Source organism: Psychrobacter fozii (assembly GCF_003217155.1).
Lineage (GTDB): Bacteria > Pseudomonadota > Gammaproteobacteria > Pseudomonadales > Moraxellaceae > Psychrobacter > Psychrobacter fozii.
Genome location: NZ_QJSU01000014.1, coordinates 1 through 23,071, shown reverse-complemented (window position 1 = coordinate 23,071; position 23,071 = coordinate 1). Strand labels below are relative to the sequence as shown.

Below are 23,071 nucleotides of genomic sequence, written 5' to 3'. Positions count from 1 at the left end.
TGGTTTGTTGGCGTATTTAGCGTCCTTAACTATACTCGTGATATTTTCTCTTAATAGCGATGTGTTCAGCGATACGCCCAGCATCATGCCAAACCCCCCAAATAAAGGATGACCCCTGCCCTGACAAGAAAGGCAAGCCGACAAAATAAATACCAGTTGCTGACGTGACACCGCGATTATGTAGCGGGCGACCGACTTCATCCAACACATCAACTTCTAACCAGCTGTAGTCATATTTAAAACCAGTTGCCCAAATCACGGTAGTGATGTTACTTTCACTGAAATCTATCGATAAACTCGGATTGCTGATAGATTCAGGTAACGCTAAGAACTCACGGGCTTCTGGCTCTTCAGGTAGATCTAAACCGTTGTCTTCAACATATTTATCTGCCACATCTAAAAGCGCCAAATAGTTTTGCTCTGCTTCATTGACGTTTTCGAATAAATCATCATTGAACGTTAGCGTGTCGCCTGAAAATGATTTCGTTAAGCCCAATAAATGAATACCATCATGAGCCAGCTTACGGAAATCAACTGTTTCTCCGCCATTCATACCGCTGACAGCAAAGCCTTTTAATGGTCCATCATTTGGTTTTTCTCTGTCCCAACCGCCTAATACGCCTAACCACCAAACATTGTCCCGACCTCTATAGCGTCTTGGTGGACGTTCATGCGCACCAACAGACAAATAAACTTTTTTGCCAGCAGCATTTAATTCTTTAGCAATCTGTACGCCTGATGAGCCACTACCAATCACTAATACAGCACCCTCTGGCAACTGTTCAGGATTCTTATAACTATCCGAGTGGATTTGTTGCACGTTGGCGGTTGAAGCAATAATCGGTGGAATAGAAGGTACTTGGAACGCCCCAGTTGCTACCACGATTCGTTTGACTTCTAACTCGCCCTCTGAGGTAGTGACGTGATAGCCTTGTCTGCCCTTTAAAGGCGTAACCTTAGTAACCGCAACACCTATTTGAACAGGGGCATTGATATGTTCGGCATATTTTTGGAAGTAATCCGCAACCTTGTCATGATGAATAAATCCTTCTTGGTCATCCTCAAACAGCATGCTAGGAAAGCGATCATGCCAGCAAGGTCCGTTGGCAACTAAAGAGTCCCAGCGGCGAGTACGCCATGCTTCTGCAATACGATTCTTTTCTAAGACAATGTGCTCAATGCCTTCCTTGGACAGGTGCTCACTCATTGCAATACCAGCTTGTCCACCGCCAATTACTAACGTATCCGTCGTCTGCATTATTTTCTCCAGTAAATTAATGTCTATCTACATCCTATGTGAAACAACAACAATTTAAATAACTCTTTTAATAACTATTGCTTCAGAAAAACAAAATCAATAGAAAACTCACAAGTAAGTAATGATGCTTAAAATCATTTCGCTTCTCTGGTTTACTATTTCTAAATCAGAAGTACAAAAAATCAGAATAGATAAGGTTTCAGAGTTTACCTATACTAAATTTTCTTCATTGATTTAACCAAAGGGTACAGAACATGAAACATGAAAGGATTCGCTGCTTCAATACCAAAGAAACTTACCCCGAACAAAGTATAGACAATGATCTGTGTCAGGCAGTCGTTGCTAGAGGGCGTACTGTTTTTCTTCGAGGCCAAATTGGACAAAATCTCGAAACCACAGAAAGCGTTTGCCTTGCCGATGTAGCAGGACAGACGGAAAGAGCGATGTACAACATTGATATGCTATTAAAAGAAGCAGGTGGTGAATTAGAAGATATCTGCAAAATCACGATTTATATCGTTGATCCACGCTATCGTGAAGACGTTTACCGTGTCGTCGGCAAGTGGCTGAAAGGCGTATATCCGGTCTCTACCGGTATTGTAGTCACGGCATTAGCCAGACCTGAGTGGCTAGTAGAAGTAGACGCCACTGCTGTCATTCCTGACTAACGCAGACCTAGATCTAAACCATCAGGTAAACACTATTGCATTTGGAGATTAACATGACCTTTTCTATTATTGCTCGCTGTAAAAAAACAGGACAAATTGGAGGTGCCGTGTCATCTTCTTCACCTGCAGTTGCGTCACGATGTTTGCATGGTCGTGCTGGGGTTGGCATGGTAATGAGTCAAAACATTACTGATCCTATGCTGGGTACCAAAATTCTCGACGCTTTAGAGCAAGGCGACACGCCAGAGAACGCTATTAAACGTTTGGTTGAAACTGAAGACTTTATACAGTATCGCCAATTGGTTGCTTTGAATAATGAAGACGAAGGCGCGGTATTCAGTGGCGAGCAGACGTTAGGTGTTCATGGACATTTCATCAGCACAGATGTGGTTAGTGCCGGAAACTTGCTCGATCACGATGCTGTGCCACAAGCGATTGTTGAGGCGTTTGAGCAGACTGATGGATCCCTAGCAGAGCGACTGTTGGTTGCTATGAAAGCCGGTTTGTCTGCTGGCGGTGAAGCTGGACCTGTTCATTCAGTTGGTTTGATGGTTATGACTAAAGACATACAGTGGCCTATCGTCGACTTACGGTTAGACTGGTCAGAGAACCCAATTGATGACTTAGCGACTGCTTGGCAGGTTTATGAGCCACAAATGAATGACTATATAGCAAGAGCGGTAGATCCAACGACTGCACCAAGTTACGGCGTGCCTGGCGACTTGTGAATAAAATAGTGTAATACGACGCGTTATGTTTAATAATTGAGGGTACAGTGACAGTACCCTTTTATTAAATATATGAGTATATACATGAACCGCCGAATCTCTTTACGTCAGATGGAATATTTCGTTGGTACTGCCAAACATGGCAGCATCCTAGCCGCTTCAGAAGAAGTGCATATCTCGTCGCCATCGATTTCGGCCGCTATTGCTCATATTGAAAAAGAATTAGAGGTGCAACTTTTTATTCGACAACACGCAAAAGGCCTACAGCTAACCCCAGTAGGCGAGTTGCTCAAAAAGAAGTGCCAAAGAATTCTAGATGAAACGTCAGATTTATATGCTTGGGCTGCTGAGATCTCTAGTGAGGTAAAAGGCAAATTGAAGCTGGGTTGTTATATTGGTGCTGCACCAACGTTGTACTCCGAAGTGATTCAACATTATTCGCAAACCTTTGAACAAGTCGAGATCGATTTAAACTTAGATACGCCTCGTATGCTGATGATGTCCCTACTCTCTAATAAGTTGGATTTGGCACTAACCTTCGATTTACAAATTGATGAGAAGCAAGTTAACTTTCAACCATTAGCGAGCTTACCACCTTATGCTTTAGTGGCTGCCAACCACCCTTTAGCATCAGAAAAATCCGTTTCTCTAAAAACCTTATCCAAACTGCCCATGGTTCTGTTGGATATCCCCTACAGTTACGAGTACTTTTTATCGCTTTTTGAGCAGCAAGGTCTAACACCAAATATACATACCCAAAGTCACTATGTTGAGATTGTCAAAACAATGGTCGCCAATGAATTGGGATACAGTATTTTTAATACAAGACCGAGGGTCAATACTGCTATGGATGGCAAAGAGTTAGTACGCATACCAATCCAAGGAAATCTGAGACCAATGAAAATAGGTATCATGACGCCAATTAATGCACACAACACACTATTGGTTAAATCCTTTATTCAACACTGTCAGCGTTGCTTTGCAGATGGCAATATCCCCGGAATGAGCGCCTTATAACAACGACCAATAACATTCAAATTTAAGAGGTTATTTATGTCATTAATAAAGAAAGACAGTAGCATAGAAATATTAAAAACACTGATTGGTTTTGACACGACCTCTTATAAAAGCAACCTATCTTTAATCGAAGCCATCAAATCCCTATTCGACAGCTATGGCATTTCTGTGGTTGTCGATTATAACGAAGAAGGCAACAAAGCCAACTTATTTGCTACAACTGGTCCAGTAGAGGAACACGGTGTCTTGTTATCAGGGCATACCGATGTGGTTCCTGCTAATAAAGACCACTGGGAGAGTGATCCTTTCATTGCTGATGAACGTGATGATAAAATTTACGGGCGCGGTTCGACGGATATGAAAGGCTTTATCGCTTGTGTGATTAGAATAATGTGCCAAGCCAGCCAGCAGAAACTGACTATCCCGCTGCATGTATGCTTATCTTTTGATGAAGAAATTGGTTGCTTGGGCGTTAGAAATATCTTGCCTCAGTTGCCAAAGTTGATTAAGACGCCACGGTTTTGCGTGATTGGTGAGCCTACCTCGATGCAAATAGCGTTAGGGCATAAAGGTAAAGCAGTTTATCAGGCGCGTTGTAGTGGAGAGAATGGGCATTCTTCTATGGCACCCAATTACCGCAATGCGATTCATGTTGCCACACAAGTAGTAACGTCTTTGGTAGACAGTCAGAATGAATTGGCTCAGAGCGGACAACGTGATGAAGAGTATGATATTCCTTACACCACTATTCATGTTGGGAAAATTCAAGGTGGCACCGCGTTAAACGTGGTTTCAGACAGCTGTACTATAGATTATGAGATACGGCACATAGCAGAAGACAGTATTGACACGATTACCGATATCATCAATGCAAACCTGCAAAAACACTCTCACAGTCAATATGCTGATATCCACTTTATGAATGCTTATCCAGGGTTAAGTACCAGTCATGAGCATCCTGAATTACAGTTTTTGAAATCCTTACTTTCAGATGACACTACCGTCGGAAAGATATCTTTTGGGACAGAAGGTGGTTTGTTTTCTCAAACCTTTGATAGCCCTATTTTTGTTTGTGGGCCAGGTTCCATGGAGCAAGGTCATAAACCTAATGAGTATGTAGAAATCTCTGAAATGAATAAGTGTGACTTGTTTTTGGAGAAATTATTAAAACAGTTGAAATAGCATCATACCCTGCTAGTAAAAATGGCGGCGGCGGTTGAGAGGCTTTAAGCAATGGTTATACGCTCTTGGTAGCTTTCCCATTTGATTATGCCAATACAGTTGGAAAATTCCATCATTTGTTAAGAATGATGGAATTTTCTGATTTTAGACATTAAAAAGCACTACCAATCGGCAGTGCTTCCTAGTGCGTATTGAACATTTATAATAAACAAACACTGAACTATTTAGCTACTTAGCTACTTAGTAACTTAACTACTTAGCAACTGATAAATAATCAGGCCAATGCCAGTTTTAGAGTCCAGTTATAAACAACACGAGCAATTACGTTTGGTTTTCGACATTTTGCCAATACCCGGATTAAAGGTATTGGTTGGGTCTAGACTTTTATAGAAGTTTTGCAAATCAGGTTCTGCTTCGTATAGATGCCCTACATTATGCTCAGCAGGATATTTTGCTCCGCGGGCGCTCAGCAGCTCTAACATCATCTTTTTAACAAGATGTGCATCACTACCCTTCTTCAAAATATAATCTTGATGAAATACATAGCAAAAGAAATGCCCGTAATAGAGTTTCTTTTCCAAATGTTGTTCAATTTCTTCAGGTAGGATTTCAAGCCATTCTAATTCGTTACGCGGTATGGCAATATCTAATGCCAATATCTCACCGACTTCTTTTTCATGCATGACTTCATAGCGTAATGCGGCACCAGCTGCGGCAAAACGATTTAAAAGCGCGCTTTCTGACTCTTCCTGACTACATTCAAAATAGTTACCCGTGTCTGAAGCAGTAAAGAACGTCTTCAGAAAGTCTTGAGCCTCTGCTATACCATCATCACTCATTTTCATGATGAGATGATGTTCATATTGATCGCGATACTCAATCATGCGCTTCGGTAAATGCTTTGGAAATATATTGGCGATGAACTGCATGACTTTGTCAGTGAAATGCTTTGGCATCCATGACCATTTATGGAACTTTGCGTCTATAGCGCCTTTGATAGAAAACAGTCTAGGCAAGGCATTTGTACCGAGATGCTTAATACTCAGGAACGTGTCCTTGCCATACTTAGCAGATACATCAAATATATCACGATGCATATACTCGCCAACTTCAGGAATATTTTCGAAGTTTGATAGTATCTGCCTTCTGAGCTGTGCCAGCTCACTCACACTGTTGGTACCTATATAAAAGGTTTTCTCTTTTGCCGCTATTGGATAAGTGTCAAGACGTACTGCAAACACGGCAAGCTTGCCCGCGCAGCCACTGGCCTCATACAGTCTTCGCTTATCCGCATTAAAGCGGCTTGGCGTGCTTGCATCAACATCTTTTACTCTAGCGATGTACTCTTTGTCAGATGCTAGCTTGCCAGTGTCAAGTAGTTCTCTTTTATCAAAATTACCTGTTTGTAAATTAGTGAGTATTTCTTCTGGAGTGTCGCCCAATTCTACGTCTAGATGATTGACTAGCACCAGTTGACTATGTTGATTTATTTGGGCAAACAGCGCAAGCTCAGTATAAGCAGGCCCTCTTTTCACCAGCGCACCGCCAGAGTTGTTAGAAATACCACCAATAATAGACGCACCCAATGTCGATGACCCGATGACCGAGTGAGGCGCCCTATTTACGGTATTAAGCTCACTTTGCAACTGATGTAATGTCGCCCCAGGCAAGCTAATCACTTGCTCATTGTCATTCACCAAATACAACTGGTTCATTGCAAGCGTGTTAATCACAACCACCGGTCTATCGTAGTCATTACCGCTCGGTGTTGAGCCTTCCGTCAGGCCTGTTTTTGCCGCTTGCATGATAATAATGCAGTCGCCTTCCACACATACTTCTAAGCTGCGCCAAATCTCCAGCAGAGTTTGCGGAAACAAAACAGCCAAAGCATTGCCGCCACCAGAGCGCCACCCCATTCTATAGTGCTCGTTTTTCTCTGGATCAGCCTGTACATTACTGGCTCCCAGTAAATGCGTTAGCTTATCTAACACTTGATCAGGACGGAGTGTGTCCGGATACGTTATGTTTGATGAGAAAAGGTTTGATGAAGCCATATGACGCTCCTTAACTTGTGATTGTGTGTCACTCATTATGCTAAAGGCCCTTGAAAACCAAAGAGGTAAATGGCAGCCATGACGATGATGCCACAGAACAACACATAATAGAGGGTAGGTAAAATAGTACGCCTAAGTGTGGCGCCCTCCATACCGAGTAGACCCACCGTTGCTGATGCAGCCACCACGTTATGTATGGCAATCATATTACCAGCTGCAGCACCAACTGCTTGAGCTGCGATGACTAAAGAAGGTGAAATATGTAAACTCATGGCGGCTTCAAATTGAAACTGACTGAACATCATGTTAGATACGGTGTTAGAGCCGGCAATAAAGGCACCTAATGCCCCAATGGTTGCACTAATCAATGGAAAAGCACTGCCAAAAGTACCCGCAAATAACTCTGCACTGGCGACTGGCATACTTGCCACATCTGATAAGTTTATGCCTGAATTGATGAAAATCCTAACCATTGGAATCGTAAAAATAAGGACGAATCCAGCCCCTAATACAGTCTTTCCCGACTCTTTGAATGCACTGTTTAGAGCACTGCTTGAATTTTTGGTTTGAAAAGCGGCGGCAACCAAGGCGCTGATTAATAACAATCCACCTGGTAAGTATAAAGGACTAAAGCTGGCACTGATATCTGCCTCGCCTAATAAGGAGGTAAAGTCTAACGTCGCACTACTAAGAAAAGATTTGAACCCCTCAAATACTCTTGAACAAACCAGTAAAAGGGCAACCAGCAAATAAGGGAACCATGCCATGATAGTAGACATTTTTTTGTCATCTAAATTCGGCGTCAAATCATCTTTACTGACTACTAATTTACCCATCCATTCGCTTGGCCAGTTCTTTTGCGGCTCAAAATCCCATGTGGTTTTTGGCACTAAAAATCCACGTTTTGCCGCGTTAACCACAATGGCGACACTGACCAAACCACCGACCAATGACGGAAACTCTGGCCCTAAAAAGACACCTGTTAGGGTATAAGGAATCGTAAATGCCAAGCCAGCGAATATAGCAAATGGCCAAATCGCAAAGCCTTCTTTCCAGCTTTTGTTCTTGCCAAAGAAACGAGTAAGCATCATCACCATGATAAGTGGCATGAACGTACCAATGACACCATGAATAATAGCCACTTGACTGGTAATCAGTTGTAAAAAGTCACCCCACTCTAGTCCTTCTTGTGCCAGTTGGGCGCTAATAGCTGCAGTATCTAATCCCTTATTTACCCCAATAACGATAGGCGTACCGACCGCACCAAATGATACAGGCGTACTTTGTATCATCATTCCCATTAACACTGCACCTAGCGCTGGAAACCCTATCGCTACCAGTAAAGGTGCGGCAATAGCGGCAGGAGTACCGAAACCAGCGGCACCCTCAAGGAATGTCCCAAAGCACCATGCAATAATAATGGCTTGCACTCGTCTATCTGGCGATACATTGGTAAACCCAGCACGAATAACGGCGATGGCACCAGTGTGTTTTAACGTATTCAGTAAGAAAATAGCACCAAAGACGATCCACAATACTGAGACGGTAATGACCATACCTTGAATGATCGATGAGGACACGCGATTAAGCGTCATATCCCAGATGAAAAGCGCAAGCCCAGCAGTAACGGCTAAAATAATTGGCATGGTTTTTTTGGCTGACCACTGTAAGCCAATAAGCAAAATACCACAGAGAACAATTGGTAATAGTGCCAGGAGTCCATATATTGTCTGATTCAAAATCATATCCTTTTGATTGTGTGACCTTCCTTGAGTAAAGCCATGTCAGTATTTATTTTTATGACTTAATCTTTCATAACTTAGTGATGACTGAGGTATTGAGCATTTATAAATAGGTACTGCTAATCACAGTTAATTTGTTAAAGATGTCTGTCAGATGACACCGAAAACAATCTCTATCAGTGCCATGACCAAATGCTCAAAACGCCCTAAAATATTCTACGCCTTGTCAATACATTGATATATTGCATCAAAGGACAATATTATTTTCTTTTTTTGCTATAATCCAAGATGCATTAAAGCAATTGGAGAACAAGTATGGCCAAAGCTGACGATATGGTTTTATTCGTTCAGGTGGTTGATGAAGGTTCATTTTCTAGGGTCGCTGAAAAACTGTCATTGACGAATTCAGTCGTAAGCAAACGCATTGCAAGATTAGAAGAAAACTTAAACGCACAGCTACTTTATAGAACCACCCGAAAGCTGAGCTTAACTGATGCAGGAAAGACCCTTTATAACAAAGCGAAAATTGCTAAATTTGCCTTTCAAGAAGCCGAAAATGCAGTGACGGGTTACGGTGAGGATATGAAAGGCAACATACGTATCACCATGCCAGTGGTCTCTGCCAATCTAGTATTGAGCGAATCGATTGCTGAATTTTGCAAACAACACCCTGAAATATCGGTGGATTTGCAAATTACCAATCGATTGGTTGATTTGATAGAAGAAGGGTTTGATCTGGCCATAAGAACCGCAGAGCTTGAAGACTCATCTCTCATTGCGAGGCGTCTTATAGATAGCCAGTGGGTGATATGTGCAACACCGGACTATTTGGGGAAATATGGTATACCTCAGACACCTGAACAATTACAGGATCATAAATGCTTGGTCTATAAGTTTGATAATGCGGCTAACGATATATGGCCACTATATATAGATGGCACAGAGCAATTGCTTCCTATAGAAGGCCGGTTTTATAGCAACCATCTTGATGCGATTAAACAAGCGACCCTTAGCGATTTAGGCATCGCTTTTTTACCACAAGCACTTGTTTATAAGGAGCTACAGCAAAATACGCTCACACAGATTTTGCAACGTTTTACACGAAAAAGAATGGGAATGTATGCGGTTTATCCTAAAGCAAAGCAACCGGATCAAAAATTGAAACTGCTTGTTGAGCATCTGCGAGAGTCATTACATGAAAAACAGGCTTATTACTGCTAAATAATAAGCCTGTTTTTCATGTGTATAAGCAAAGATAAATTAAAGCATTGATTATATGTTGATACGTTCAAACTATCGCTACTGCCCTGCAGTATCATAAAACTGGCATCTCCAAGGTCAGCGACTAGGCGTATTTTTTCTTTAGGGTTTAGCGCTATACCTTCATAATCATCATAACTTTCACGCAACTGTCTTAGGAAAATTATAGAGTGACATCTATTTCGAGACTAGAGCTCTATCTTTACCATGACCCAAAAACCACAAAAAAGCCACTTAATAGCTAAGTGGCTTTTTTGTTGAGAGTGTTATTTGTACTGCAGACAAGCTATAGACGCTAACCTAAAGTTGGCATCGAGAACTGCTTGTCTTCTCGTATCGCTGCGCTAGGCCAGCGTTGAGTAATCGTTTTTCGGCGAGTAAAAAATCTAACGCCATCTGGTCCGTACATAAATAAATCTCCAAATAATGAGCGCTTCCAACCACCAAAGCTTTGAGAAGCGACAGGCACTGGTAATGGAATATTAACGCCAACCATACCCACCTGAATATTATCAACGAAGTAACGTGCCGCCTCCCCATCTCGGGTATAGATACACGTGCCATTGCCGTATTCATGTTCATTTATGAGCTGTATCGCCTCTTCCATTGTCTGCACACGCATCACCTGAAGCACTGGTCCAAAAATCTCTGCTTCGTAACTGTCCATCTCTTTTGTCACATTATCTATTAGAGTTGGACCCACAAAGAAACCTTGCTCATGACCTGTCGGTGCTGCACCAGAGCCATCAATGATGACGTTGGCTCCTTGGTCAGTAGCACTTTTGATATGCTCTAAAATTTTAGATTTGTGCGCACCAGTAATGACAGGACCAAAATCATTTTCTTTGTCAGAATAAGCACCTAATTTCAACTGCTGTATGGCAGGCTGTAATGCTTCAACCATTTTATCAGCTATATCATCACCGACTGCGACCGCAACAGATAGCGCCATACAGCGCTCGCCTGACGAACCAAATGCAGCGCCTAGTAGCGAAGTAACCACATTGTCTAAGTCTGCATCTGGCATCACGATTGCATGGTTTTTTGCGCCGCCTAATGCTTGACATCTTTTGCCTTGAGCGGTGGCTGTCGTATAAATATACTCTGCAATTGGTGTAGAGCCCACGAAACTTATGGCTTCAACATCTGAATGATGCAAAAGCGCATCAACGGCCTCTTTGCCACCATTGACGACGTTCAACACACCATCAGGCAATCCTGCTTCTTTCATCAATTTTGCAATAAACATGGCGGCACTAGGATCACGTTCAGATGGCTTTAGAATAAACGTGTTTCCGCAGACGATAGCCATAGGGAACATCCAAAGAGGCACCATCACAGGAAAGTTAAACGGGGTAATCCCAGCCACGACTCCAAGAGGATGGAACTCACTCCAAGAGTCAATATCTGGGCCAGCATTACGACTGTGCTCACCTTTTAATAACTCTGGTGCACCGCAAGCATATTCAACATTTTCGATACCGCGCTGTAGTTCACCAGCGGCATCATGTGAAATTTTTCCATGCTCTTCCCCAATTAGTCGACAGATTTCATCAGCATTTTTTTCTAGTAATTCTTTGAATTTGAACATCACTCTAGCGCGTTTCATCGGTGGAGTTTTACGCCATGCCGGAAAAGCGGCCTTTGCTGCAACGACGGCTTCATCAATCGTTTTAGCACCACCTAACGCAACCTGCTTGCTGACTTCACCCGTAGAAGGGTTATAAATAGGCTGAGTTTGACCGTCTTCAGTAATCGTATGACCGTTAATAAAATGTCCGATAGTTTGCATAATATATTCCTTTTATAGCATTGAGTTGGTAATTGGATTAAAAGTAAAATTTCCGTTTATTAGCTTGGTAAAACACCATCTGAGGCGCTTTCTGTCCATAGCAACGCATAAAGTTGCAGCATTTCTTCTAAATTAGGTATCCGAGGATTGTTGTTAGGCGAGCCTGAGCCAAACGCTTGGTCACACATCGTATTGACCAGCTCATCAAACTCTGTTTTTTGAACCCCAAATTGCGCTAATGTAGGCACCTTAAGCTCCGTATTCAAATCTTTTAAGTAAGCAATCAGCTTTATATTTGCTTGGTCGTCTGTATCGTTGAGTTCAGCAATACCTAGTGCACGGGCACAGTCTGCATAGCGATCCGGAGTACTTGATATACCAAACTCGGTAATCGTTGGTAATAACATCGCATTTGATAAACCGTGTGGTACATGAAAGAACGCCCCAATTGGCCGACTCATACCATGTACTAAGGCCACTGATGAGTTGTTAAATGCAATGCCCGCTAACGTAGAGCCCAACATCATCGCTTCACGTGCCGTTTCGTCCTTACCATCGTGATAGGCTTTTTGTAGATTGGGTCCAATCAAACGTAATGCCGCTAAAGCTTGCTGGTCACTATAAGCATTACGTTTTTGACTAACGTAAGCCTCGATAGCATGTGTCATTGCATCAATGCCCGTATCGGCAGTCGTGCGAGGGGGGACGGTCATCGTGAGACTATAGTCAATAATCGCTGCGACTGGCATGAACCCCATACCGACACACAATAACTTTTCGTTATTGGCCTCATCAGTGATGATAGTAAACTTGGTAACCTCTGACCCTGTTCCTGCGGTAGTAGGAATGGCAACAATAGGCAAGCCAGCTTCATTCACTTGACGAGGAAATTTATAGTCATTAATGACACCACCGAATTTACCCAAAATTGAAATGGCTTTTGCACTATCTATAGGACTGCCGCCGCCCAAAGCAATTAACCCATCATATTCTTGATGTCGTACTTGCTGCACACCTGATTCAATAGAGCTTTCAGTTGGTTCTGGCATAGTATCCGAGAATACATCAGCCGTGATATCAACCTCTTTTAAAATGGCTTGTAGTTTCTCTACATAGCCGAGTTTCACCATCATTTCATCTGTGATAATGAGTGGCTTTTTTATACCCAAGCTATCTAATATTGTCGGTAGCTTTTGACATGCATTACGCCCGACCTCCATTATTCTTGGGAGAAGAATACTATGTGACATATTTACCTATCCTTGTGTTGATCACGATATTTTTCATACTGTGTGTTTAATATTTTGTGTTGAATACTGTGCTAAAACGAACCCATTAACGTGCCTAAAGTTATGACAGCTATAAGTGCCAGCACAGGTACGGCAACAGCCACCACAAAAATATCTTTATAAGATTCTTTGTGCGTAAGCTGACAAATCACCAATAGCGTTATCACTGCGCCATTATGAGGAAGCGCATCCAAACCACCTGATGCGATAGACGCTACACGATGCATTAACTCAGGATTGATGCCAAATTGAGAGGCCAATTGAAGATAATTGTCTCCCATAGTATTGAGGGCGATACTTAGTCCACCTGATGCAGAGCCAGTAATACCTGCCATCACATTGACGAACACAGCTTCTGAAATCAGTGGATTGCCTGGAGATAAGCCTAATAAAAATTCTTTTACAATGATAAACCCTGTCAAAGTAGCGATTACTGATCCATAACCAACTTCAGAGGCTGTATTAAAGATAGGCAGTAGTGAACCAAGCGCACCTTCGCTAAGGGATTCTTTTAAGTTTTTCCAACGTTTCCAATTCAGCAAAATCATTGACCCACAAGATACAACTAAAGCAATGACGATAGCCCAAATACCGAGTACTTTAGCCAGTGGCACAGCACCGAACGCTTCACTCGCCAAATAGCTGTTATCCATGCTAGGTAATAGCCATTTCGTACAAATAAAGTTAATCAATATGACCAAGATAATGGGTAATAATGCCACCAGTAATGAAGGCTTAGCGCTACTATCGGTGACAACTAACTTATCGTTATGGTGCTCACCATAACCCTCCCCTGCATTGAAAGCTTTTTTAGCACGATAGTTAAGCCAAACCATGCCACCTACTAGCATAATCAAGCCAGCGATAGCACCAAGACCAGGGGCTGCAAAAGAATCCGTTTTGAAAAATGGCATGGGAATAGCGTTTTGAATGGCAGGCGTGCCTGGTAACGCCGTCATCGTAAAAGTCAAAGCACCTAGCGCAATTGCACCAGGAATCAGTCTTTTTGGAATATTTAATTCACGAAATAGAGCAGCAGCGATTGGGTATACCGCAAAACCTACTACAAACAACGATACCCCACCGTACGTCAAAATGGCACAAGCCATGACAATAGACAGAACCGCTTGTTTTTTGCCAAGTTTGGCGACCAATGATTCGGATATGCTCAATGCCGATCCTGAATCATCCATCAATTTACCAAATATAGCCCCTAGTAGAAAAAGCGGGAAAAAACTGATGATATATCCGCCCAACCCTTTCATAAATACTTGGGTATAGACGCCTAGCATCGTACTGGCCTCACCACTCAACAGCACAGCTAGCATTGCTAATAACGGGGCTAACAAAATGACGCTATGACCACGGTAAGCCAAATACATCAGCAACCCTAGCGACAGCAAAATGGGGAATAAACTTATCATGTGCACTCCTTGTGCGATAACTACATCAAATCCATTTGTTAAAAAATTACATAACGATAGAATATTTATCGTTTTAAGAAAATAACAGAATATTTTTATAATAACAAGCCTCAAACGGACAAATATTATCGTTATAATGCCTAGAGAGATTTAATGTCATCTGGTTAGGAGGCTACAAAGCCATGGTTAATACTAAAAAGAAGGGCTCTAGTGTTGAGCGGGTTTTGCAAATTGTAGAAATTCTAGCAAGATCGCAAAGACCGATGAGTGTGAGCGACTTAGCGGACACATTGGATGTGCCTATACCTAGTATGTATAGATTATTAGATCAACTACAAAATATTGGGTTCGTACAACTCGACTTACCCGGAAAGGTAACGTCTGGAAAAAGAACCTACAAGCTAGCGATGGATTTATTGCAGAACAATCATTTCAAGATTGAAAGACTTGCGATATTGCAGCAACTATCATCACAAATAGGGGAAACTGTCGGTATTGCCATTATGCAAGACCTAGATGTTGTCTATATCGACAGGGTTTTGTCTGATTGGCCACTTCAAATATACCTACCAGTTGGAACTCATGTGCCCATTTGGGCAAGTGCTAGTGGTAAATTATTCCTATCACAGCTATCCAATGCAAAATGCGAACGTATCATCGATAAAATTTCTATACATGCATTAACCACCAATACTCAGACGAATAAAAAACGTTTGATGCAGACCATTGCTGAGACTCGAGATACTAGAATAGGCATAGATAATGAAGAGTTTATTCCAGGCATGGTCGCCTGTGCCGTACTCATTCCTAATGATGAAAATAAAGCGTTTGCGACAGTATTTACCCACGGCCCGACAGTAAGAAAAACTTTGGAAGAATTACTAGAGTACGTACCTCTGATGCGTGAGGCCGCTTTGGAGCTAGCAGTGACTTTTAATCAGGATTATAAATAAGCTTATGAACAAGTGAGCTTGATATCCTATTGACACTGATAGGCATAATAAATAGGAAAAAGAGGAAGTATCTGGGAGACACTTTCTCGAGTACAAGGTGAAATATTATGCTAGAGAAACCATAACAAGTTTATGAATTAACCTTTATTAATTTAGCTTTTATAACGTAGATTGCACACATTGATTCATGATTTTCTCAGACAGCTCATAGCATACCTCTCGACTCTCAGTCTCTAGCACAATACTTAGATAATACACATCATCATCCATCCAATAGTTGATTAAGTTAGAGCCTATACCGACTAAGTTACCTGTTTTTAATCCTGGAATATTGGGGTAAGAACGCATAAGCTTATTGGTATTAAAAACTCTTTTTCCATTAAATTCAAAATATTTCAACGAACAAAAAGAAGCTATCGCCCCATACTGGCTGATAAACACTTTGGCAAGCTTACTCATGTCTTGAGCCGTTGTATAAGCACTTTTCTCAAGACCTGAACAACTGGTCCAATGACTGCCTCTTAAACCAAGAAAGTATGACTGACGAACCATTTGAGTGACGAAAGTCGGTTCAGTACCAGAGTGCCAACAGGCTAAAGCAAATGCTGCTTCATTAGAGCTAGCGATTAAAGCAGACTCAATAAGTATTATTAACGGTATTTGTTCGTCTTTTTGGTAAAACTGATAGTACTCACTACTACCCTTTAATAAACTAATCGGCATCTCTACCGTAGTCGTGACAGGATCGATTTTATCCTGCATCACTTTATCCCAGACCAACATAACCGTCATTAATTTAGCCAACGATGCCATCATTTTCGGTATTGCTGACTTGTTTTCTATGATAAGACGCTGAGCGGTTATCTCATTATCGTTTAGTTTAAAACTCTCAAACAGTATGGCGGCGTCTGTATTAAAATCCTTCATAATAGTAGTATCTTTTGTCTCAACTACTGCTAACTCTTGCTGATAAACAATAGGGTTTTTACCCTCTATGAATAGCTTATTGAGCCCAATGCCATTAGAGGCTTTAATAAAAACATGGTCATGATCTTTAAGAAACTCATGTAATTTCGAGCTTAAGGCTTGTACGTCTTCAAAGTGATAAAGTGTTATGTCTAGACTTTTAAGCTTATCAACCAATACTTTGCTTTGACTCCCGACTAAAATCAAAGCTCTGAAATTCATCCTCTCAATGATAGGAGCCAACTGTAAATGGTAATTACTACTGTCACCCCCTAGCTCTAACATATCACCCAAAATTAATAATTTTTGATGGGTAGGTTCCTGTAACTGTTCAAAGGTTTCGAGTGCTGCCTGCATGGATAATGGGTTAGCATTGTAAGCTTCATCGTAAAGTGTGATTGGTCGGTTTTTATAGGTCGTTTCAAGTACTTGCCCTCGCCCAGCCACGGCTTTAAAACTCTCTAATCGAGTAATGGCTTCACGGATAGGTAAGTTATTATGGTTGACCACGGCCAATATAGCCATCGCATTTAGCACCATGTGCTGACCACGGGCCTGTAAATTCAGCAGATAAGTCTGACCATCAACTGCTATCTGTGCTTGTGCCTCTTTTTGATTATAACTAAGTAGCTTAATTGTTGCATCATCATGTTCACCATAGCTGACGACATGAATACCCCACGTGGTTGCCAAACGCTCAATCAAATCATACTGCTCGATATCTCGGCAAACAATGGCGAGAGAACCTGGTGCCATACCTTCAAAAATACGTGATTTTTTGAGAGCAATAGTCTCAATATTATGATGATACTCAAGATGTGCTGGAGCAATATTGGTAATGAGTGCTATATCAGGGCGGACTAAATTGGTATTGGCAGACATAGAGCCAATCGCCATCTCTAGTACCCAATAGTTTATAGAATGAGGCATAGAAGCTAAATTCCATGCAATACCTACTGGTAGATTTGCACTAGATTGAGTGTAACTCGCACCGCCGAAACCATTCAGTACATGTGCCAACATATGCACCGTTGTCGTTTTTCCGGCGCTACCGGTAATACCGATAACCTGACCATCAAAGACTTGACGAGCATATCGTCCAATCGCAATAGTCGCTTGACGTATATCACGCACGTACAGCACAGGAATACTTGAGTTTTTGTATGCTATGGCATCATCAGTGATAATGGCAGAAGCGCCTTTTTTCACTAAAGACTCAAGCGACTTTTCAGACAAATAGCCTACCGCCATATTTTTTCTTCGAGCCACGATTAACTGACCTGACTCAAAACTGGGTTGCCAAATGCATAATCCTGTCGCAGACCAATCTACTGGCGGTGTGACTAGCCACCTCCCCTTAGTGGCAAGGACCAGCGAATTGGCTGTTAACACAGATTGTTTCAAAGCCTGACTATCTGATTCTACTGGCTGATTTTTGTCTTCGTTATGTGCATGGATTACATCATAATTTGACTGATACTTCTTTGCAGCGAGCTTTGGATAATTGGCCGTTTTTAAAAAATCAAAGTAACCAATAAGCCCTGATAAATAATGCTCTACATCATCAATTCGCACTCTGAACGAGTGATGGCGGATAAAAAATCCATGCAAAATAGCTTGCGGGGATTTGTAAAACATGGCCATTTCTGGAAAGAAAAAACCATTTATAAGATGATTAGCACGTGCATGCAATGCCTGATAAAACCCTTGAACATCAAAACCTGCTAACACATCATGAAACTCCGGATGTTCATCTAGTTTTAATAGCATTTTATGAAATACCATGGATAGCTCAAGCAATGTCGGAAAAGTAGTGATACGGTTTTTGATAAAATCGGTATAGCCTGCAATGTTATTGACCGCAAACTGAAAATACTTTTTTTCAGGCTTATAAATGATCAGCTCGTTTGAGCAATAAGATAACCAATGATCGTGCGCTTGATCATGTTTGGCTTTAATAGAATAGTCAAAAGCACAAGTGACACAGTCAAGCCAACGCGTATCTTTGGTCAAACCATACAAACGCATCATTGCAAATGCCGCCTCCCCATCATAATAAATGATGCGGTTTTTCGCTTTTAGCGTTAAGTCTTTGCTATGTAGGACATGCACAAAGCTGCCATCGTCTTGTTGCATCGCGATGATGCCTAGCGCTAATTGCTCTGCCAACGCATGATAATCATCTGCTTTTGGTGTGTCTCTAAACACTTGCAGATATTTAACGATTGCTAAGATCGCAACAGCATTTGCGCCTAACTTAATCTCTCCGCCAGTATCAATCACATACGTTTTGTCATCATAGTTCTGAATAAGCTCATCAATCAAATAGCTCATGGCATTATCAATACTAACTTTCATATTAGCCAAAGCAAGCTTAGCCTCATCGTTACGATAGGCGTCAAAACTATGACAAGCTTCATAGCCTTCTATCAGTGCATAGGTGCTACTGGCATGACGCAGGCTATTATAAGTATCTATCGTGCGGCCAAAACAAGGAAAGTACCCATACACATACTGGCCAGAAGGCTGCACCTGTCTGGCTAAGTAATTTGTAGACATCTCAATGATAGGCTGAGTCGTATTTGCCGATAGTGGCAACAACTTGCGGTGACCCTTAAAGCGTGGCTGTGTATCAAGGGTATGACACTCACCTGTGTGCTCATCAATAAACACACCCGCCGTATTAAAACTAATAATGGGCAAGTCATCGCTAAAATCTGGAATTTGGCTACTGCCATGGCGCGCTTTTAGATACACATTCAGGTTATTATCATTAACCCCTGCATGAGAAACCGTGTTACCCATATAAAGACAGGCATTAGCATTCAACTCCATTTCGGTGAGCAATAACCATGGCTCTCGCACACCTTCAAATGCAATGCCTGAGCGGTAATAATTGCGTTTAAAGCCCTTTAGACTTTGCTGAAAATTTGACCAAGTAGTGAGTGAGACTTGATTGAGCCACTCAAGCCTTAACCAAGCGATAGGAGCATCAAATTTTTCTGATAACGTATCTACTTTTGCCATTATCACTGGCAATATTTTTTCAAAATTAGAGAAGTTACTAGTGTTATCTGCTTCCTTTAGTTTCAATAAATCATTAATAATAAAAGTGACTACTTTGGCTTTTTTATGGCCATCAGAGACTGACAAGATGAAGGTAGTAGGCAGCGTATCTACTGCAGCATCTTGAAAATTCCCAGTACTATTTTCAGTATTTACTTGGGTAATATGTGTTTGTACCCAGTGTTCATAGATGGCTGGTAAGTTATTTTTTAAGTGAGTCATTAGGCCATTCATACTGGTGGTTTCGCTCATTTTTTATTGTCCTTTATTATTCACTGTTTTTAGTATTTTGGGCACTATCCTATCTGCCCTTAAGGCTTATTAACTATAGCTCAATACGGTTATGTATACCCTGTAAAAAACGCCCCCAGTTTGGGAGCGTTTTAACGTTTACATTACGATTAGCCGATACTAAATAACTGATATGGCTTAAATAACTCAGACACCTGATATCAATTAAATAACATTGGTGATATCAACATCAATATTGACCTGTGTAGCCAAGTCAGTGCTCAGCGCCCACACATTATATTGTTGCCCATCAGCATCTGTAACATCGGTTCCTGTATCGATCCAATTCGAAGGATTACCAGATCCATCTGTATCACTGAGATCAGCACCAATATTACCTAAATCTACGGTATCATCGCTATCGCCTCTAACATAGATCGCATCTGAGGTTCCTGAATTCGCAATATCTGCCGCTTGTACGGTTAACGTATTGGCACCAATGCCACTTATATCTATCACATCAACTTCAAAGATATCAGATAAGCTGATGGTTTGATCTTCGCTTTCAAAGCTTAGAACATCAAGCCCTTCGCTTGAGACAGTCAATGAGGTGTCAGGAATATCGATAGAAGCTGCATCATCAGCAAGTGTGAAGCTACTGGCACTTACACGACCTGCAGCTGCCCCACTCTCAGAATCATAGTCGATCGTAATTTCTAGATTTGCAGAAGATGACTCACCATTTGGTGCAGTAATCGTATACTCAAAAACATCTACATCACCATAAGTACCTGTAAACGTAGAATTAGCCGCATAGTTGTAACTACCATCCGAATTAATGGTCAACATGCCATAGTTACCTACTATTTCTGTGCCGTCAATCACTGCTAAGCCATCGACTGCTGATACTACGGTACCAGTAGCTGCCGTATCAGTACCATCAGCGCCTAAGTCAGTGATAACGTTACCCGCTACCGTTCCATCGACACCTTCATCTGGGCTGTAATTGGTAACCACATCGGACACTGTACTGATGGATAAGCTACCTAATAAGCTAACATTTAACAGCCCGCTAGCATTTCCTAGTGTCACGTAATAAGTACCGCCACCTTCAAACTCTGGTAATACCAGCTCATTCGCACTCCACGAAGCTCCCAAAACACCTCCTGAGCTAACCAACCAGTTTACTTCTTCGTATACTAATACAGCATCGGTGCTACCTTCTTCAACTCTATACACTACAAGGTCAAAATTGGTATCGCCTAACAATGACAAGTCTAGGAAAGCTGAACCAGTGCCATCTACGGTCACTTGCTCAGTAGAGTTATTGGGCACTACAAAAGTGAGCCCACTGTTGCTACCTAGCACACTCACAGCTATCGTATCCGAAAGCACGCCAAGATTTAACAGCCCTCCTACAGGTTGTGTTTGTGTTTCTTGCGTGGTGATGGTGGGCGTGACATTCACATTTAGCGTGGATTCATTGTCTACAGCTGCTGGTGAGGTTGTATCTACTGTGACTGTCACAGCAGGTGCGTTACCGCTCACATTGTCCACAGCATCTTTGATGTTGTAGCTTAGCTCATACTTAGCATCATCTAAAGGCGTTTGCGGCGTTAAAGTATAGCTGCCATCAGTGTTTTCAGTGATCACTGCATCAACTACGATACCATTTACCACTAACTGTAGTGTTTCACTGTCACTAAGCACACCAGCAGCAACCTCAAGGCTTGGTGTATTGTCATTTGTGGTGCCATCATCTGCAATGACTTCTGAAGGTGTTAGTACACCACCGCTGCCGTCATTGGCTACATTGTCTGTGATAGTTGCCGCTGCGATTGGCGCAGCAGGTGCCGTAGAGCTGAGATTGATCACCAGTTTTGCGGTATCGCTGTTACCTGCTGTACCGTTAGAGATGGTGTATTCAAACACCTCTGTTTCACCTGACGAAGCATAATCACCATTGGCCGTGTAAGTATAATCACCATTTTCATCAATCACTAGTACACCGTATTGACCCTGTATGGTAAATACATTGACACCGTCGACAAGCTGAGATGTTGATTCTGACATCGTATTATCACTGCTTATGTCCGTCAGCTTAGTGTTGGCCGTAACCGTATCTTCACCCAACTCACCTGTTACCAACCCGTCAGGGTCAATCACGTTACCTGTGATGGCCGTACTTGAGTCAAAATCATATTCCGTTAGTGTGGCGGTGACATCGGTGGTTTCAAGCAGCGTTAAGGTATTGCTGAGCAATGCTTCTGCAACCGCATCCAATACCGGGTCAAGCAAACCTGCAAGTAGACCACCTACTAGTGCATTTTGTTGGAGTACATCAATCAAGTCATCGACACCCAGTTCATTTGTTTCACCCAATGCAACTGTGAGGATGCCTTTAACAGTAGTACCCAATTGCAAGATAGGATAATCAGTATTGAGTGAGGTTTCCACTGCATTTAAGACAGCCTCTTGGTTATCTGGACCTAAAATGATGCCTGAGTCACCCAACTCTGCCAACTCCACATCTTGTACTAAAGTGGCTAATGCGCTCTCACTTTTGCGCACCACCACAGTGTAATCTCCTGGCTCTAAACCAGATACGACTGCTGTTAATGTGTCATTGCCCGTCAATCCCAATAATTCTAGACCTATTACATCACCCACCAATGGGTCACCACCAGTCGTACCGACATAAACACGGTCGCCATTACTATTGTAGACTTCGATATTGACCGCATCCGCTACTGCGACTAGCGCTGTCTGACTAACTTCAATACTGACCGTGCCATTAGCGCCTTCACTTACCGTAAAGTCAAGCGTACCATCTGTACCGCTATCGCTTTCGGCGACACCAAGTACGGTGACGCTATCGTTATTTACTGAAGGATAAGTGGTTACTTGTAATTTACCTAAATCGATATCATTGGAGTCATCTTGAGCGATGATGACGGTGGTATCAACCGTCACGCTAACAGCAGGCGCATCATCACTCACGTTACCGGCATCGTCTGTGAGATGGTAACTTAGGTCATGCTCACCATCAGTCAGTGGCGTGGTTGGCGTTAAGGTCACACTACCATCGCCATTAGGTGTAGAGGTGGAAGGTACGACGTTTCCATCAATAACCAATTGCGGAGTGCCATTAGCCACCTGATCAGCAGGTACGGTCACACTTGGTGTGTTGTCGTTAGTAACACCGTTATTGGCGACAGTTTCTGCAGGGTCAAGTGCATCACCACTGCCATCATTGGCGACGTTGTCGGTAACATCAGGGGCGATAATCGGCGCCGTTGGTACCGTGCTGTCAGGGGCACTCGCAGGATCCGATTCTACTGAGACGTTATCAGCGGCATCGGTGGCCATGGCATTGATGACTTCGCCATTGGTCAGTGGCGTATCAAGGGTCACGCTATAGTCGCCATTGGCATCAGCGGT

The 23,071-nt window shown here is 42.2% G+C and carries 14 protein-coding genes; 6 read left to right on the top strand and 8 right to left on the bottom strand.

The genetic code is table 11. From position 1 onward, the window contains the following. Nucleotides 1-25 precede the first annotated feature (25 nt). Complete coding sequence (locus tag DFP82_RS14100; protein ID WP_110924356.1) at nucleotides 26-1,258, bottom strand: flavin-containing monooxygenase; 1,233 nt, start codon at nucleotides 1,256-1,258, stop codon at nucleotides 26-28. 254 nt (nucleotides 1,259-1,512) lie between these two features. Between DFP82_RS14100 and DFP82_RS14095 the strand changes: the two genes are divergently transcribed. The 4 genes from DFP82_RS14095 (at nucleotide 1,513) to argE (ending at nucleotide 4,853) form a co-directional block, all read left to right on the top strand. Continuing rightward, nucleotides 1,513-1,926 (top strand): RidA family protein, encoded by a 414-nt coding sequence (locus tag DFP82_RS14095; protein WP_110924355.1) that lies wholly within the window; start codon nucleotides 1,513-1,515, stop codon nucleotides 1,924-1,926. Between the two features lie 53 nt (nucleotides 1,927-1,979). Beyond that, entirely contained in the window at nucleotides 1,980-2,654 is a 675-nt protein-coding gene (locus tag DFP82_RS14090; RefSeq protein ID WP_110924354.1) for a DUF1028 domain-containing protein, read from the top strand. Nucleotides 2,655-2,738: 84 nt separating this feature from the next. After that, nucleotides 2,739-3,671, top strand: a complete 933-nt coding sequence (locus tag DFP82_RS14085; protein ID WP_110924353.1) for a LysR family transcriptional regulator — start codon at nucleotides 2,739-2,741, stop codon at nucleotides 3,669-3,671. A 36-nt stretch (nucleotides 3,672-3,707) separates the two neighbouring features. Continuing rightward, nucleotides 3,708-4,853 (top strand): acetylornithine deacetylase, encoded by a 1,146-nt coding sequence (argE, locus tag DFP82_RS14080; RefSeq protein ID WP_245905739.1) that lies wholly within the window; start codon nucleotides 3,708-3,710, stop codon nucleotides 4,851-4,853. Nucleotides 4,854-5,155: 302 nt separating this feature from the next. Here the strand turns inward: argE and dld are convergent, their stop codons facing one another. Both dld and DFP82_RS14070 read right to left on the bottom strand, forming a co-directional pair. Beyond that, nucleotides 5,156-6,907 carry a D-lactate dehydrogenase gene (gene dld, locus DFP82_RS14075; protein ID WP_110924352.1) on the bottom strand — a complete coding sequence of 584 codons (1,752 nt, stop codon included), beginning with the start codon at nucleotides 6,905-6,907 and terminating at the stop codon, nucleotides 5,156-5,158. Nucleotides 6,908-6,942: 35 nt separating this feature from the next. Then, a complete protein-coding gene (locus DFP82_RS14070) occupies nucleotides 6,943-8,646 on the bottom strand; it encodes an L-lactate permease (RefSeq protein ID WP_110924366.1) in 1,704 nt (567 codons plus the stop codon). 318 nt (nucleotides 8,647-8,964) lie between these two features. On the opposite strand from DFP82_RS14070, the gene DFP82_RS14065 reads away from it, so the two are divergent. Then, nucleotides 8,965-9,870: a LysR family transcriptional regulator gene (locus DFP82_RS14065; RefSeq protein ID WP_110924351.1), complete on the top strand. Its 906-nt coding sequence runs from the start codon at nucleotides 8,965-8,967 to the stop codon at nucleotides 9,868-9,870. Nucleotides 9,871-10,204: 334 nt separating this feature from the next. Here DFP82_RS14065 and DFP82_RS14055 read toward each other — a convergent pair whose 3' ends face one another. From DFP82_RS14055 to DFP82_RS14045, 3 genes are all read right to left on the bottom strand, one after another. Continuing rightward, entirely contained in the window at nucleotides 10,205-11,701 is a 1,497-nt protein-coding gene (locus DFP82_RS14055; protein ID WP_110924350.1) for a CoA-acylating methylmalonate-semialdehyde dehydrogenase, read from the bottom strand. Nucleotides 11,702-11,760: 59 nt separating this feature from the next. Next, the gene (locus tag DFP82_RS14050) at nucleotides 11,761-12,951 is read right to left on the bottom strand and encodes an iron-containing alcohol dehydrogenase (RefSeq protein ID WP_110924349.1); all 1,191 of its coding nucleotides are present in this window, start codon (nucleotides 12,949-12,951) and stop codon (nucleotides 11,761-11,763) included. A gap of 71 nt (nucleotides 12,952-13,022) precedes the next feature. Next, nucleotides 13,023-14,414, bottom strand: coding sequence for a GntP family permease (locus tag DFP82_RS14045; protein ID WP_110924348.1), 1,392 nt, complete (start codon nucleotides 14,412-14,414; stop codon nucleotides 13,023-13,025). Between the two features lie 182 nt (nucleotides 14,415-14,596). Between DFP82_RS14045 and DFP82_RS14040 the strand changes: the two genes are divergently transcribed. Then, nucleotides 14,597-15,367: an IclR family transcriptional regulator gene (locus tag DFP82_RS14040; protein WP_110924347.1), complete on the top strand. Its 771-nt coding sequence runs from the start codon at nucleotides 14,597-14,599 to the stop codon at nucleotides 15,365-15,367. Nucleotides 15,368-15,526: 159 nt separating this feature from the next. Here DFP82_RS14040 and DFP82_RS14035 read toward each other — a convergent pair whose 3' ends face one another. Then, nucleotides 15,527-19,651: a Mur ligase family protein gene (locus tag DFP82_RS14035; RefSeq protein WP_110924346.1), complete on the bottom strand. Its 4,125-nt coding sequence runs from the start codon at nucleotides 19,649-19,651 to the stop codon at nucleotides 15,527-15,529. A gap of 204 nt (nucleotides 19,652-19,855) precedes the next feature. Beyond that, nucleotides 19,856-23,071 (bottom strand): beta strand repeat-containing protein (locus DFP82_RS14030; protein WP_220034753.1); only part of this gene is annotated, 3,216 nt, incomplete at its 5' end.

What these genes read in the sequence shown, in the direction of transcription:
- DFP82_RS14065 (WP_110924351.1), top strand. Translation starts at nt 8,965, where the DNA reads ATGGCCAAAGCTGACGATATGGTTTTATTCGTTCAGGTGGTTGATGAA.
- DFP82_RS14090 (WP_110924354.1), top strand. Translation starts at nt 1,980, where the DNA reads ATGACCTTTTCTATTATTGCTCGCTGTAAAAAAACAGGACAAATTGGA.
- DFP82_RS14095 (WP_110924355.1), top strand. Translation starts at nt 1,513, where the DNA reads ATGAAACATGAAAGGATTCGCTGCTTCAATACCAAAGAAACTTACCCC.
- DFP82_RS14055 (WP_110924350.1), bottom strand. Translation starts at nt 11,701, where the DNA reads ATGCAAACTATCGGACATTTTATTAACGGTCATACGATTACTGAAGAC.
- DFP82_RS14100 (WP_110924356.1), bottom strand. Translation starts at nt 1,258, where the DNA reads ATGCAGACGACGGATACGTTAGTAATTGGCGGTGGACAAGCTGGTATT.
- DFP82_RS14085 (WP_110924353.1), top strand. Translation starts at nt 2,739, where the DNA reads ATGAACCGCCGAATCTCTTTACGTCAGATGGAATATTTCGTTGGTACT.
- DFP82_RS14050 (WP_110924349.1), bottom strand. Translation starts at nt 12,951, where the DNA reads ATGTCACATAGTATTCTTCTCCCAAGAATAATGGAGGTCGGGCGTAAT.
- DFP82_RS14040 (WP_110924347.1), top strand. Translation starts at nt 14,597, where the DNA reads ATGGTTAATACTAAAAAGAAGGGCTCTAGTGTTGAGCGGGTTTTGCAA.
- argE (WP_245905739.1), top strand. Translation starts at nt 3,708, where the DNA reads ATGTCATTAATAAAGAAAGACAGTAGCATAGAAATATTAAAAACACTG.
- DFP82_RS14035 (WP_110924346.1), bottom strand. Translation starts at nt 19,651, where the DNA reads ATGAGCGAAACCACCAGTATGAATGGCCTAATGACTCACTTAAAAAAT.
- dld (WP_110924352.1), bottom strand. Translation starts at nt 6,907, where the DNA reads ATGGCTTCATCAAACCTTTTCTCATCAAACATAACGTATCCGGACACA.
- DFP82_RS14045 (WP_110924348.1), bottom strand. Translation starts at nt 14,414, where the DNA reads ATGATAAGTTTATTCCCCATTTTGCTGTCGCTAGGGTTGCTGATGTAT.